Source organism: Streptomyces sp. NPDC001852, assembly GCF_042891825.1.
Taxonomy (GTDB): domain Bacteria; phylum Actinomycetota; class Actinomycetes; order Streptomycetales; family Streptomycetaceae; genus Streptomyces.
The window spans coordinates 158,254-171,857 of sequence record NZ_JBIATN010000006.1 but is presented as its reverse complement, the minus strand read 5'-3'; the positions used below and the strand labels follow the sequence as shown (position 1 = coordinate 171,857).

Below are 13,604 nucleotides of genomic sequence, written 5' to 3'. Positions count from 1 at the left end.
CCCGGTCAGACGAAGCAGTCCCGTGGAGGCCCCGCATGCAGGCATGGCACGTGCACGAGAACGGCGAGCCGAGCGAGGTGATGCGCCTGGCTCAGGTGGAGCCGCCCACGCCCGGTGACGGCCAGGTGCGCCTGCGCGTGCGCGCCGCCAACATCAACTTCCCGGACGCGCTGCTGTGCCGGGGCCAGTACCAGGTGCGCCCGCCGCTGCCGTTCACACCCGGCGTGGAGATCTGCGGCGAGACCGAGGACGGCCGCCGCGTGATCGCCAACCCCGCGCTGCCGTACGGCGGTTTCGCCGAGTACGCCCTCGCCGACGCCCGCGCCCTGCTGCCCGCGCCCGAGGCGCTGGACGACGCCGAGGCCGCCGCGCTGCACATCGGCTACCAGACCGGCTGGTTCGGTCTGCACCGCCGGGCCCACCTGCAGGCGGGCGAGACCCTGCTCGTGCACGCCGCCGCCGGCGGTGTCGGCAGCGCGGCCGTGCAGCTCGGCAAGGCGGCCGGCGCCACCGTGATCGGTGTCGTCGGCGGCGCGGAGAAGGCCGCCGTGGCCCGCGAGCAGGGCTGTGACGTGGTGGTCGACCGCCGCTCCGAGGATGTGATCGCCGCCGTGAAGGAGGCCACCGGCGGCCGGGGCGCGGACGTGGTCTACGACCCCGTCGGCGGCGAGGCCTACGCCCAGTCCGCCAAGCTCGTCGCCTTCGAGGGCCGGATCGTCGTCGTCGGCTTCGCGAGCGGCGCCATCCCCAGCCCGGCCCTCAACCACGCCCTGGTGAAGAACTACTCGATCCTCGGCCTGCACTGGGGTCTGTACAACACCAAGAACCCCGAGCTCGTCCTGCGCTGCCACGAGGAACTGACCGAACTGGCCGCCCGGGGCGCGATCAAGCCGCTGGTGAGCGAGCGGGTGCCGCTGAGCGAGGCCGCCGCGGCCGTGCAGAAGGTGGCGGACGGCCGGTCCACCGGCCGGATCGCCGTGGTGATGGAGGGAGCAGCATGACCGACGCCGAAGAACTGCGCCGCCGCACACGGGAGTTGCTGGACCGGCATCCCCCCGCGAGCACCGACCGACTCGACTTCCTGCGCGCCCGCTTCGACGCCGGTCTCGCCTGGGTGCACTACCCGGAAGGCCTCGGTGGCCTCGGCGCGCCCCGCCACCTCCAGGTCGTCGTGGACGCCGAACTGGAGGCCGCCGGCGCCCCCGACAACGACGCGCGCCGCAACGGCATCGGGCTCGGCATGGCCGCGCCGACCATCCTCAAGTACGGCACCGAGGAGCAGAAGCAGCGCCATCTGCGGCCGCTGTGGACGGGTGAGGAGGTCTGGTGCCAGCTGTTCAGCGAGCCCGGCGCCGGCTCCGACCTGGCCGCCCTCGGCACCCGGGCCGTCCGTGAGGGCGAGGACTGGGTGGTCAACGGGCAGAAGGTCTGGACGTCCGGCGCGCACAACGCCCGCTGGGCCATCCTCATCGCCCGCACCGACCCGAACCTGCCCAAGCACGCGGGCATCACCTACTTCCTCTGCGACATGACCGACCCCGGTGTCGAGGTCCGGCCGCTGCGCCAGATCACCGGCGAGGCAGAGTTCAACGAGGTCTTCCTCACCGACGTCCGCATCCCCGACTCGCGGCGCCTCGGCGAGGTCGGCGACGGCTGGCGGGTCGCGCAGACCACGCTCAACAACGAACGCGTGGCCATCGGCGGTATGCGGCTGCCCCGTGAGGGCGGCATGATCGGCCCGGTCGCGAAGACCTGGCGCGAGCGCCCCGAACTGCGCACGCACGACCTGCACCAGCGGCTGCTGAGGCTGTGGGTCGAGTCCGAGGTCTCCCGGCTCACTGCCGAACGCCTGCGTCAGCAGCTCGTCGCGGGGCAGCCGGGCCCCGAGGGCGCCGGCATGAAGCTCGCCTTCGCCCGCCTCAACCAGGAGATCAGCGGCCTGGAGGTCGAACTCCGGGCGGACGAGGGCCTGTTGTACGACGACTGGACCATGCGCCGTCCCGAACTCGTCGATTTCACCGGCCGGGACGCCGGCTACCGCTATCTGCGCGCCAAGGGCAACAGCATCGAGGGCGGGACCAGCGAGGTCCTGCTGAACATCGTCGCCGAGCGGGTCCTCGGCCTGCCCGCCGAGCCGCGCACCGACAAGGACGTCGCATGGAAGGACCTGGCCCGATGACGAAAGCGCCGGACCTGCTGTACTCCGAGGAGGAAGAGGCGCTGCGCGCCGCCGTCCGCGACCTCCTCACGGACCACTGCGCGCCGGCGGACGTCATCGCCCGCGTCGAGTCGGACACCCCGCACGACCTCGCCCTGTGGAAGTCCCTCGCCGAGAGCATGGGCCTGGCCGGGCTCCTGGTGCCCGAGGAGCAGGGCGGCCAGGGCGCCTCCGCCCGCGAGGTCGCCGTCGTCCTGGAGGAGCTGGGGCGGGCGGTCGCCCCGGTGCCGTATCTCACCAGCGCGGTCGTGGCCACCGAGGCCCTGCTGGCCTGCGGTGACGAGGAACTGCTGGGACAGCTGGCCTCCGGGCGCACCATCGGCGCCCTCGCGGTCGGCCTGCACGTGGCTCCGGGCGCCGCGGTCAAGACCGTACGAGTCGAGAACGGTGTCCTGCACGGAGAGTTGACCGGTGTCGCCGACGCGGCCGTGGCGGACGTCCTGCTCGTCCCGGCCGACGACGGCGGCCTGTACGCCGTGGCCGCGGACGCCGCGACCGTCACCCCGCAGACGACCCTCGACCTCACCCGCCCGCTGGCGACGGTACGGCTTCAGGGCGCCCCCGGCCGCCGCCTCGGCGCCGCCGAACCCGCCGTACGACGCGCCCTGCGCTCCGCCGCCGGGCTGCTGGCCTCCGAGCAACTGGGCGTCGCCGACTGGGCGTTGACCGAGACCGTCCGCTATCTGAAGGAGCGCAAGCAGTTCAACCGTCCGGTCGGCGGGTTCCAGGCGCTCAAGCATCGGCTCGCCCAGCTGTGGCTGGAGGTCGTGAACCTGCGGGCGGCCGCGCGGGCCTCGGCCGATGCGTTGGCCTCCGGCGAGGACACGGATGTCTCGGTCGCCGTTGCGCAGGCGTACGCCGCACCCGTCGCCGTCCACGCCGCCGAGGAGGCGCTGCAACTGCACGCCGGGATCGGCATGACCTGGGAGCATCCGATCCACCTGTACCTGAAGCGGGCCAAGGCGGACTCGATCGCCTACGGCACGGCGGGCGCCCACCGGGAGGCACTGGCCGAACTGGTCGACCTCCAGGCACCCTGACACCACCCGTGTGAAGCCCGCCCCACCTGGGGCGGGCTTCTCCGTGCGCCCATTCCGCAGAGGTGAACAACGCGCCAACTCCCCGCGAGCCAGGGCTGCTTCGGTGACAGGGACACGCATACTCCCTTCGGTCCCATCCGGCACCCCCAGGGAGGCAGCGCATGGCCCTCACCACCCGTCGCAGAGCCCTCACCACCCTCGGCGCCGCCCTCGCCGGCGCGGTCGCCCTGCCCGCGTCGCCGGCCCGGGCGGGCACCTCACAGCGCGGTCCGCACCCGCTGTGGAACGCGCACGCCCACAACGACTACGAGCACCCCCGGCCGCTGTTCGACGCGCTCGACCACCGCTTCAACAGCGTCGAGGCCGACATCTTCCTCGTCGGCGACCAGCTCCTCATCGGGCACGACAGCTCCGAGCTCGACCCGTCCCGCACCCTCGAATCCCTCTACCTCGACCCGCTCGCCGCCCTGGTCCGGAACAACCACGGTTCGGTGTACCGGCGTTGGCGCAGGCCGCTGCAACTCCTGATCGACATCAAGACCGAGGGTTCCTCGACGTACCTCGAACTCGACCGCCATCTGCGCCGCCACCCGCACCTGTTCACCCGGTACGCGCACGGCCGGGTGCACCCCGGGCCGGTCACCGCCGTCATCTCCGGCGACCGCGCCGCCCGCATCCCCATGGCGGCGCAGGAGGAGCGGCGCGCCTTCTACGACGGCCGGCTCACCGATCTCGGCGGCACCGCCCCGGCCACCTTCATCTCGCTGATCAGCGACAACTGGACGCAGAACTTCACGTGGTCGGGCGAGGGCACCTTCCCCGGCGCCGAACGGCAGAAGCTGCGGGCCATCACCGCGGCGGCGCACGAGCGCGGGCAGCAGGTGCGGTTCTGGGCCACTCCGGACGCCGCGGGCCCGGCCCGCGACGCCCTGTGGACGGAACTGCTCGCCGCCGGTGTCGACTACCTGAACACCGACGACCTGGCCGGACTGGAGAACTTCCTGGACGCCCGCCCCTTGGCGTGACACCACACGTTTGGGGGACACGTCAGCCACCCGGACGAACCCTCCGCTACGCCACACTTGCGGCCGGAACGCCACTCAAGGGGCGTGGCGGAGGAGGTTCCTGGTGGTCATTCCCGTCTCTGCGGTCGTGCTGCTCCTGATCCTGGCCGTGATCTTCATTCGCAACTGCTCGCTGAAGATCTCCCACGCCCTGGTCTGCATGCTGCTCGGATTCTTCCTGGCCGGCACGAGCATGGCGCCGACCATCCACAGCGGGCTCATGACGACCGCCGACCTGGTGAGCAGTCTGCGGCCCTGAGCTCAGCCGGCCGAGAACACCCCGATGCCGTTCGCCACGGGGCGCTCGGCGCCGGTGCTCGGGTGGTTGCGGACCGTTACGGTGCGCGCCCCGTGGTCGCGGGTGACCAGCTCCGACGAGCCGCCGCCGTCGAGGTTGAACGCGTCGGACGCGCCCAGCGAGCGCATGGTGCGGGCCTCCTCCGCGACCGTCATCCCGGTCCGGTACGCGGCGGCCCCGTCCAGCGCCAGGATCAGCAGCCACCGGCCGCCGTCCCGGAAGCCCACGACCGTGCGCACCGCCGAGGTGGTGTCGTCCAGGCCGGACCGCGCCTCGCCACCCTCGAGGACCGGGAAGCCGCCGATCGCGAAGGCGTACGGCACCCCGGACGAGGCCGCCACCAGGCTGTCCGTCACGCTCACCGCATCCCCCACGGAGAGCTTGCGCAGCCGCTGCGCGCCCTCCTCGCGGCCCACCAGCACCGTGGTGCCCGACGGAATCGTGCCGCCGCCCGGGGTGTCGGAGGCGGAGACCACCCGGCCGTCCTGCACCCGCACCTCGTAGGTGTCGGTGCTGCACGGTGCCGACCGCTGGGTGTCCGTGCCGCACACGGCACGCATCCGGGAGGCGCTGCCCCAGCGTGCGGTGAAGGCGCCGACGGAGTTCTCCGGAAGCGCGTACTGGTTGAGGCCCTTCAACGGGAACGTGCCGTCCGGAGTGCCCACGCTGCCGGCGAGCGAGAGGCGGTCCAGCCGGGCCCGCCGGTCGGTGCCCACGCCGAAGACGTCCTGCGTGCCGGCGCCCGGCGGCAGGGCGGGCCCGAAGCGCTGCCCGTTCGGCACCGCGGCCTTGAGCACCTGCCCGTCCGCGATCGCCGGTCCGACGCTCGCGCCGGTGGCCTGCACGCCCGGGTGCTGGGTCTCGCTGATGTCGAAGAAGTCACCGTTGACCCCCGCGACCGCCCCGGCCGAGTCCGCCATCCCCGAGACGGTGGCCCGGGCCGCCACCGCGCCCGGGTGCAGCAGGTCCACGCGGACGTGCGGATCGGCCAGGTCGACCGTGACCAGATGGGCGTGTGTCCGGCCCGCGGCCGCGTCGACGTCGAACTGCCGGTAGGTGACACCCGGCGCGATGCGTCTGCCGTCCGGTACCGCACCGGCCGGCGCCGCCCCTGCCAGGGCCGCACCGGCCAGCACACCGAACGCCGTGACAACCGTGAGAACCGCTCTGCCCGCTGCCGAACGCCTGCGACGTCTGATCACCTTGCCCCCTGATGGCTCGTCAACTGTCCCTGCCGTACGGCCTGTCGTACGTGTCTTCCAGGTGCAGTGGACCAGAGGGCGGCGACCGCCGGGCCGACTAGGCGTCGACTACGCGAGAACGGGTGAGAAAACGCACCCCCTCGGGTGCTTCCAGCGAGAAGCCGCTGCCCCGTCCGGGTACGACGTCCACGATCAGCCGGGTGTGGCTCCACGCCTCGTACTGGCTCCGGGACATCCAGAAGGTGACGGGCTCGGCCACGCCGTCCACCGTCAGCTCCGCCAGCAGCACGTCCGAGCCGCCGGTGCGGAACTCGCCGTCCGGGTAGCACATGGGCGCGCTGCCGTCGCAGCAGCCGCCGGACTGGTGGAACATCAGCGGACCGTGCTCGGCGTGCAGCCGCCGCACCAGGTCCGCGGCCTCGGGGGTGAGTTCGACGCGCGGGGTTTCCTCATCCATGGGTCACCCTCCTGAAGGGCCGGGGCGCGGGACGCCGGACCCGGCCCAGTCTCACGGATCGTCACCGGCCCGTCCAGAACGCCTCGTCGGCCCGCCCGGTCGGGTCAGCGGTGGTGGAGCACGTTCACCACGCGGCCGTCCGGGTCCCGCACGAAGAACCGCCGTACGCCCCACTCCTCGTCCGTCAGCGGATGCACGATCTCCGCGCCGCGGTCCCGCATCGCCGCGTACGCCGCGTCCACGTCCTCGACCTCGATGCTCAGGTCCGGGACGAGCGGCGCGGTGCGGTCCTCGGTCATCAGGCTGAGCTGCACGGCCGGGTTCTCCGCGGAGGCCAGTGTCCTGATCCAGCCGAGGTCCATGACCTCCTCCAGCCCCAGCACTCCGTAGAACTCCGCGCTCTGCGGCAGCGCGGTCGACTGGAGGTTGGGCACGACACGGCGTACGTGCATCTCGCGGCTCCGGTGGTCGGTCGGCTGGTGCGGGAGACGTCAGAGTAGCGCTGCGGCCGGCTGCGAGGATGGGCCCATGAGTCCTTCGCCCTTCGGCCTGCCCGACCTGCGCTTCGTCACGACCGGCGAACATCCGCTCTGGGACGAGGCGCTCGCCGCGGTCAACCGGGACCTGGCGGTCACCCTGCCCGAGCAGCGGCCGCTGTGCCTCGTCGCCCACCCGGGCCTGGACGGGGACGAGGAGGACGAGCGGGTCCACGTCGGGTTCCCGGACGGCTACTCGCACGGCAACCCCCTGTGGCGGGCCGGATCCGGCGCCGGAGCCCTGCGGGTCGTCGCCGAGGCCGCCCAGGAGACGGTCACCGAGCGCCTGTGGCAGGCCTGGCCCGTCTGCACCCTGCACGGACTCGGGATGCACGTGACCGAGGACGCCGCACGGCCTTCCTGGTGGTGCGCCGGGGCGTCCCGCCCGGGCGATCCGGCCCATGTCCGCGCCGCCATAGGGGAGATGGACACGGTCCACCGCCCGCGCCGCCCGAACCGCAAGCGCCGAAAGCCCCGCTGACGTGCCCGGTGCCGGACCGCCGGACCCGGCGGCAGGCGTTCGCCGCGAACCCCGTACCGGTACGGGTCCTGCTCGCCGTCCTCGACGACGCATGGGTGAGGGCGTGCGGCGCGGGTTCGGCTACTAGCCGGCTGCTCGGCGGGGCGTTCTTCTCAACGGCGCGGACCCGGTCCGCGCCGGCCGCCCCGGCGCGCCGGGACCGATGACAGACTTCGCGCTACGACGGGCTGCGCGGGCCTGGCCGGCGCGAGGAGGCGGCGGGCGGTGGCGATGCGGGAGGTCCTCGGGTGCGCCGCCGAATCCGCCCGGCAGCTCGGACCGGCCGACCCCGGCTTCCTCGGCGAGGTGTGAGGCCGCGGGCCGTGGCTCACCGGGTGACGTGGATCCGGCGCATCAGCAGCGCGTACACCGCCGAGGACACGATCAGGCCCGCCGGAAGGGCCAGGTCGACACCGCCCAGGGGCGACGGCCACGGGTCCGGTGTACGTGGTGTCGACGCACACCACGGCGCTGCCGCTGCGGCTGCGGATCGCCCCCGGTGCCGGCCCGAGGCGGCCGACGACGCCGTGGCCGAGCTCATCCGGCTCCAGGGCACCGGCGGTCCGCTGTGGCGGGGGGCGGGCGTGAAGTTCTTCATGGACGGAACCGTCGACAACGGCACCGCCTGGCTGGAGACCCCCGACTGCCACGGCGAGTCGGCGCACGCCCACTGGCCCGACCCGCAGCGCTACACCGGCGTCATCGCCGCCCTGCACCGGGCCGGCGTGCCCACGGCCACCCACGCGATCGGCGACGCGGCGGTGCGCCATGGGCTCGACTCCGTGGAGCAGGCGCAGGCCGGCGGCCCCGGAGCCGGCCACCCGGTACGGCACCGGGGTCGAACACGTCGAGACCGTCCCGGACGACACCGTACGGCGGTTCGGGCACGGCTCGGCGCGGAGCGTGCCGGGCGCGCGTTCCGCTGCCGTGACCCGTGGGAGGCGGGCCCGGGTCGTCCTCGGCTCCGACTGGCCCATTGCGCCGTACCCGCCGCTGAAGGTGATGGCGGGCACCCGGCACCGCCGGCGACCTCACGGTCCTGGCCGACGATCCGCTGAAGGCGCCCGACACCGATCTCGCCGAGCCGCCGGTTGTGCTCACGGTGGTCGGGGGTCGGCTGACGTACCCGCGTGGGCGCGACCAGCCACGACGCTGCCGCACGGGCGGAGCGGCACGGTCAGCCGCGGGCCCGCCGTTCGCGGCGGGTCCGGCGGGCCTCGAACAGCAGAGGCAGCATCGACAGGACGACGACCACGGCGACCAGCGGCAGCAGATAGTCGTCGAGGTGCGGGACGGAGGCACCGAGGGTGTAACCGGCGAGGACGAGCAACTGCGACCACACCACCCCGCCCACGGTCTGCCAGAGCGTGAACGGTCGCACCGGTACGTCGAGCACCCCGGCCACGGGGTGCAGCACCGTCCGCAGCAACGGCACGAACCGGCCGATGACCAGCGCCTTCCCATAGCCGTACCGGGCCAGCAGCCCCTCGGCCCGGGCGGCCGCAGCCTTCACCCGCCGGTTGGAGGTGCGGGCCAGCAGCGCCCGCCCGCCGTGCCGCCCGATCAGATACCCGGCCTGCCCGCCGGCCACCGCCCCGACCGCCGCGCACAGCAGCACCTGCCACAATGCCAGCCGGGGCGGCTGGTGCGCACTGCCGGCGCACAGCACACCGGCCGGGAACAGCAGGGTGTCGCCGGGCAGGAAGAAGCCGACGACCAGCAGACCGGACTCCGCGAAGATCAGCACCAGGACACCGAGCGCGCCGAAGGCGGCCAGCACCGAGGCGCTGTTCAGCGGATTGACGGCTATCACCTGGCCCCGCCTCCCGGCCTGCTCGCAGGGCTGCTCGTTCACCAGCATCACCCGGCCGCCGCGAAAGCGCCCGCCCCGGGCCGTACCCGTGCCTCGCTCCGTTCCCCGCGTGCCCGTGATCCCCTACGAGGTCGCGGACGACGGCGGGTGGTGCCTCCCTCGTAGGACGGATCCTGTCGAGCGACATCGCCGACACCTCTTGACCTCTGTGACGACAGCCACTAGCTTGCGGAAGCCGATCCATGACGACCGAAAGGAGGCGACCAGCAGATGTACACCAGCTCTGATCTCGGTCGCCTCGCCCAGTGCACGGTCTGGGTTCCGGGTCGGATCGCGCACGGCTGCTGAGCACGCCGTTCTGATGTGCCCGTCCGCGGCACATGCGGGGATTCCCGCCACCACCTTCCCGCACGTCGCTGTGGCGTGCCGTTTTGCGCCCGCTTCTCTCACCCGGCGCGTCTGAACACAGAAAGCTGCCTGAAATTGGCGAACATCATGAATCGATCGATCACACACCGGAACGAAGGCCCGTCATGGTAGCGGCGCGGATCACTGTCAACGGGGAAGAAACGCCTATTTCACCGGCTGCGCCCCACACCACGGCCCTGGACTTTCTGCGCGAGCGTGGCCTCACCGGCACCAAGGAGGGCTGTGCCGAGGGTGAGTGCGGTGCCTGTTCGGTTCTGGTGGCCCGTCCCGGGGTGAACAAGCCCACCGACTGGGTGGCGGTCAACGCCTGCCTGGTCCCGGTCGCGGCGCTCGACGGCCAGGAGATCGTCACCTCCGAAGGCCTCGCCACCGCCGGCGCACCCGGTACGCCGCCCACCCTGCACCCGGTGCAGGAGGAGATGGCCGTCCGCGGCGGCTCCCAGTGCGGCTACTGCACGCCGGGGTTCGTCTGCAGCATGGCCGCCGAGTACTACCGGCCGAACCGCTGCGCGCATGCGGACGCGGCCGAGGGCACCGACGCCGAGCACGGTCCGAACGGTTTTGATCTGCACGCGCTGAGCGGAAACCTGTGCCGCTGCACCGGTTACCGCCCGATCCGCGATGCCGCGTTCGCCGTCGGTGTGCCCACCGACGAGGACCCGCTGGCGCAGCGCCGCGAGCAGTCCCCGCCCGCACCGGTGGCCACCGAATACACCCAGGGCGACAGCGCGTTCCTGCGGAAGAACACCCTGGCCGAGACGCTGCGGTTGCTGCGCGAGCGGCCCGACGCCGTGGTGGTCGCCGGCTCCACCGACTGGGGTGTCGAGGTGAACATCCGTTCCCGCCGGGCGGATTGCGTGGTCGCCCTCGACCGGCTGCCCGAACTGCGGGAGCTGCGCGTCGAGCCCGACCACATCGAGATCGGGGCGGCGCTGACCCTCACCGAGATCGAACGCCGCCTCGACGGCGACGTCCCACTGCTGGCAGAACTGTTCCCGCAGTTCGCATCCCGGCTCATCCGCAACAGCGCGACCTTCGGCGGCAACCTGGGTACCGGCTCTCCCATCGGTGACAGCCCGCCCGTGCTGCTCGCGCTGGAGGCGTCGGTGGTGCTCGCCGACGCCGACGGTGAGCGGGTGGTCCCGCTGGCCGACTACTTCACCGGCTACCGCCAGAGCGTGCGCCGTCCCGGCGAGCTGATCCGTGCGGTCCGCGTCCCGCTGCCGCTGTCGCCCGTCACGGCCTTCCACAAGATCGCCAAGCGGCGCTTCGACGACATCTCCAGCGTGGCTGTCGCGTTCGCGCTCGACATCGCGGACGGCGTCGTCCGCAAGGCGCGCATCGGCCTGGGCGGCGTGGCCGCCACCCCGATCCGCGCCCTCGCCACCGAGGCGGCCCTGGAGGGCAAGCCGTGGGTGACGGAGACGGTCGAGGCCGCGGCGCAGGTGCTGCAGGGCCAGGGCACGCCGATGAGCGATCACCGCGCCAGCGCCGACTACCGTTCCGCGATGCTCGGCCAGAGCCTGCTGAAGCTGTACGCACAGACCACCGAGGCGGTGTCGTCATGAGCCATCTGTCCGAGCGCCCCGAAAAGCCCGTCGTCGGCGTTTCGATGCCGCACGAGAGCGCCAACCTGCATGTCACCGGCACCGCGCTCTACACCGACGACCTGATCCATCGCACCAAGGACGTCCTGCACGCCTACCCCGTCCAGGTCATGAAGGCCCACGGCAGGATCACGGCGCTGCGCACCGAGCCCGCGCTCGCCGTGCCCGGTGTGGTGCGCGTGCTGACCAAGGCCGACGTGCCCGGCGTCAACGACGCCGGAATGAAGCACGACGAGCCGCTGTTCCCCGACGAGGTCATGTTCCACGGCCACGCGGTCGCCTGGGTGCTCGGCGAGACCCTGGAGGCGGCCCGGCTCGGTGCGGCGGCCGTCGAGGTGGAGCTCGACGAACTGCCCTCCCTGATCACGCTGCAGGACGCGATCGCGGCCGGCAGTTATCACGGCGCCCGGCCCGTGATGGTGCATGGCGACGTCGACGCCGGTTTCGCCGACTCCGCGCACGTGTTCACCGGCGAGTTCCAGTTCTCCGGGCAGGAGCACTTCTACCTCGAGACGCACGCGGCGCTGGCCCAGGTCGACGAGAACGGGCAGGTGTTCATCCAGAGCAGCACCCAGCATCCGTCGGAGACCCAGGAGATCGTCTCCCACGTGCTGGGCGTGCCCGCCCACGAGGTGACCGTGCAGTGCCTGCGGATGGGCGGCGGCTTCGGCGGCAAGGAGATGCAGCCGCACGGGTTCGCGGCCGTCGCCGCGCTCGGCGCCAAGCTCACCGGCCGGCCGGTCCGGTTCCGGCTCAACCGGACGCAGGACCTGACCATGTCGGGCAAGCGGCACGGGTTCCACGCCCAGTGGAAGATCGGCTTCGACGCGGACGGCCGTATCCAGGCCCTGGACGCCACCCTGACCGCGGACGGCGGCTGGAGCCTGGACCTCTCCGAGCCGGTACTGGCCCGAGCGCTGTGCCACATCGACAACACCTACTGGATCCCCAACGCCCGTGTCGCCGGTCGCATCGCCAGGACCAACACGGTCTCCAACACCGCCTTCCGCGGCTTCGGCGGACCGCAGGGCATGCTGGTGATCGAGGACATCCTGGGCCGCTGCGCGCCGCTGCTCGGCCTGGACCCCATGGAGGTGCGGGAACGCAACTTCTACCAGCCGGGCCAGGGCCAGACGACGCCGTACGGACAGCCGGTCACGCAGCCCGAACGGATCTCCACCGTCTGGCAGCAGGTCCAGGACGCCGCCGGCATCGCCGATCGCAAGCGCGAGATCGCCGCCTTCAACGCCGCGCACCCGCACACCAAGCGGGCGCTCGCGATCACCGGCATCAAGTTCGGCATCTCGTTCAACCTCACCGCCTTCAACCAGGGCGGCGCGCTGGTGCTGATCTACAAGGACGGCTCCGTCCTGATCAACCACGGCGGCACCGAGATGGGCCAGGGCCTGCACACCAAGATGCTGCAGGTGGCCGCGACCACGCTGGGTATCCCGCTGCACAAGGTCCGCCTCGCCCCGACGCGCACCGACAAGGTGCCCAACACCTCCGCCACCGCCGCCAGTTCCGGGGCCGACCTCAACGGTGGGGCGGTGAAGAACGCCTGCGAGCAGTTGCGCGAGCGGCTGCTGCAGGTGGCCGCCACCCAGCTGGGTGCGAACAGCTCCGACGTGCGCATCGTCGAGGGCGTCGCGCGCGCCCTCGGCAGCGACAAGGAGCTGGCCTGGGACGACCTGGTGCACACCGCGTACTTCCAGCGGGTCCAGCTGTCGGCGGCCGGTTACTACCGGACCGAGGGTCTGCACTGGGACGCGAAGACGTTCAGGGGCTCGCCGTTCAAGTACTTCGCCCATGGCGCGGCCGCGACCGAGGTGGAGGTGGACGGCTTCACCGGCGCCTACCGCATCCGTCGGGTCGACATCGTGCACGACGTCGGTGACAGCCTGTCCCCGATGATCGACATCGGTCAGGTCGAGGGCGGTTTCGTGCAGGGCGCGGGCTGGCTGACGCTCGAGGACCTGCGCTGGGACACCAGCGACGGCCCGTACCGAGGCCGGCTGCAGACCCAGGCGGCGAGCACCTACAAGCTGCCGAGCTTCTCGGAGATGCCCGAGGAGTTCAACGTCACGCTGCTGGAGAACGCCACCGAGGAGGGCGCGGTCTACGGCTCCAAGGCGGTCGGCGAGCCCCCGCTGATGCTGGCGTTCTCGGTGCGCGAGGCGTTGCGGCAGGCCGCCGCCGCGTTCGGGCCGAGCGGGGTCAGCGTCGATCTGGCCTCGCCCGCGACGCCGGAGGCGGTGTACTGGGCGATCCAGGCGGCTCGCCGGGACGACGCCTCGCACATCGGTCACTCCCACAACGGGTTTGCCGCGGGAGGCCACACCGGCAACGGCCACGCCGCCAACGGTGTCGCCGCCAACGGTAAGAGCCGAGCCGACGCGACAGCGCTGCACGGTGCCTGA

Annotated in this window: 13 protein-coding genes; 9 read left to right on the top strand and 4 right to left on the bottom strand. The window is 72.4% G+C overall.

Going from position 1 to position 13,604, the window contains the following annotated elements; translation table 11 throughout:
* Positions 1–35: 35 nt before the first annotated feature.
* The 5 genes from ACFYZB_RS12875 to ACFYZB_RS12855 all read left to right on the top strand — a co-directional run bounded on the left by ACFYZB_RS12875 (position 36) and on the right by ACFYZB_RS12855 (position 4,581).
* Positions 36–1,001, top strand: coding sequence for an NADPH:quinone oxidoreductase family protein (locus ACFYZB_RS12875; RefSeq protein ID WP_388757781.1), 966 nt, complete (start codon positions 36–38; stop codon positions 999–1,001).
* Positions 998–2,179: an acyl-CoA dehydrogenase family protein gene (locus ACFYZB_RS12870; protein WP_351204841.1), complete on the top strand. Its 1,182-nt coding sequence runs from the start codon at positions 998–1,000 to the stop codon at positions 2,177–2,179. Before ACFYZB_RS12875 ends, ACFYZB_RS12870 begins: the two co-directional genes overlap by 4 nt.
* Entirely contained in the window at positions 2,176–3,258 is a 1,083-nt protein-coding gene (locus ACFYZB_RS12865; protein WP_351204839.1) for an acyl-CoA dehydrogenase family protein, read from the top strand. Before ACFYZB_RS12870 ends, ACFYZB_RS12865 begins: the two co-directional genes overlap by 4 nt.
* Positions 3,259–3,419: 161 nt before the next feature.
* A complete protein-coding gene (locus ACFYZB_RS12860) occupies positions 3,420–4,283 on the top strand; it encodes a phosphatidylinositol-specific phospholipase C/glycerophosphodiester phosphodiesterase family protein (protein ID WP_388757778.1) in 864 nt (287 codons plus the stop codon).
* A 103-nt stretch (positions 4,284–4,386) separates the two neighbouring features.
* The gene (locus ACFYZB_RS12855) at positions 4,387–4,581 is read left to right on the top strand and encodes a hypothetical protein (RefSeq protein WP_055708577.1); all 195 of its coding nucleotides are present in this window, start codon (positions 4,387–4,389) and stop codon (positions 4,579–4,581) included.
* Between the two features lie 2 nt (positions 4,582–4,583).
* Here the strand turns inward: ACFYZB_RS12855 and ACFYZB_RS12850 are convergent, their stop codons facing one another.
* The 3 genes from ACFYZB_RS12850 to ACFYZB_RS12840 all read right to left on the bottom strand — a co-directional run bounded on the left by ACFYZB_RS12850 (position 4,584) and on the right by ACFYZB_RS12840 (position 6,731).
* On the bottom strand, positions 4,584–5,822 hold the full coding sequence (locus ACFYZB_RS12850; protein WP_388757775.1) for a phosphodiester glycosidase family protein: 1,239 nt from the start codon (positions 5,820–5,822) through the stop codon (positions 4,584–4,586).
* 97 nt (positions 5,823–5,919) lie between these two features.
* Positions 5,920–6,279, bottom strand: coding sequence for a DUF779 domain-containing protein (locus ACFYZB_RS12845; protein ID WP_208902193.1), 360 nt, complete (start codon positions 6,277–6,279; stop codon positions 5,920–5,922).
* A 104-nt stretch (positions 6,280–6,383) separates the two neighbouring features.
* Positions 6,384–6,731, bottom strand: a complete 348-nt coding sequence (locus ACFYZB_RS12840) for a VOC family protein (RefSeq protein WP_388757773.1) — start codon at positions 6,729–6,731, stop codon at positions 6,384–6,386.
* A 76-nt stretch (positions 6,732–6,807) separates the two neighbouring features.
* Between ACFYZB_RS12840 and ACFYZB_RS12835 the strand changes: the two genes are divergently transcribed.
* Positions 6,808–7,296 (top strand): hypothetical protein, encoded by a 489-nt coding sequence (locus tag ACFYZB_RS12835; protein ID WP_388757771.1) that lies wholly within the window; start codon positions 6,808–6,810, stop codon positions 7,294–7,296.
* A 566-nt stretch (positions 7,297–7,862) separates the two neighbouring features.
* Complete coding sequence (locus tag ACFYZB_RS12830) at positions 7,863–8,393, top strand: amidohydrolase family protein (RefSeq protein ID WP_388757769.1); 531 nt, start codon at positions 7,863–7,865, stop codon at positions 8,391–8,393.
* A gap of 119 nt (positions 8,394–8,512) precedes the next feature.
* Here ACFYZB_RS12830 and ACFYZB_RS12825 read toward each other — a convergent pair whose 3' ends face one another.
* Positions 8,513–9,148: a DedA family protein gene (locus ACFYZB_RS12825; RefSeq protein WP_351205206.1), complete on the bottom strand. Its 636-nt coding sequence runs from the start codon at positions 9,146–9,148 to the stop codon at positions 8,513–8,515.
* A 533-nt stretch (positions 9,149–9,681) separates the two neighbouring features.
* On the opposite strand from ACFYZB_RS12825, the gene ACFYZB_RS12820 reads away from it, so the two are divergent.
* Both ACFYZB_RS12820 and xdhB read left to right on the top strand, forming a co-directional pair.
* Positions 9,682–11,145 (top strand): FAD binding domain-containing protein, encoded by a 1,464-nt coding sequence (locus tag ACFYZB_RS12820; protein WP_351204826.1) that lies wholly within the window; start codon positions 9,682–9,684, stop codon positions 11,143–11,145.
* Complete coding sequence (gene xdhB / locus ACFYZB_RS12815) at positions 11,142–13,604, top strand: xanthine dehydrogenase molybdopterin binding subunit (protein WP_388757767.1); 2,463 nt, start codon at positions 11,142–11,144, stop codon at positions 13,602–13,604. The genes ACFYZB_RS12820 and xdhB overlap by 4 nt, the downstream gene beginning before the upstream one ends.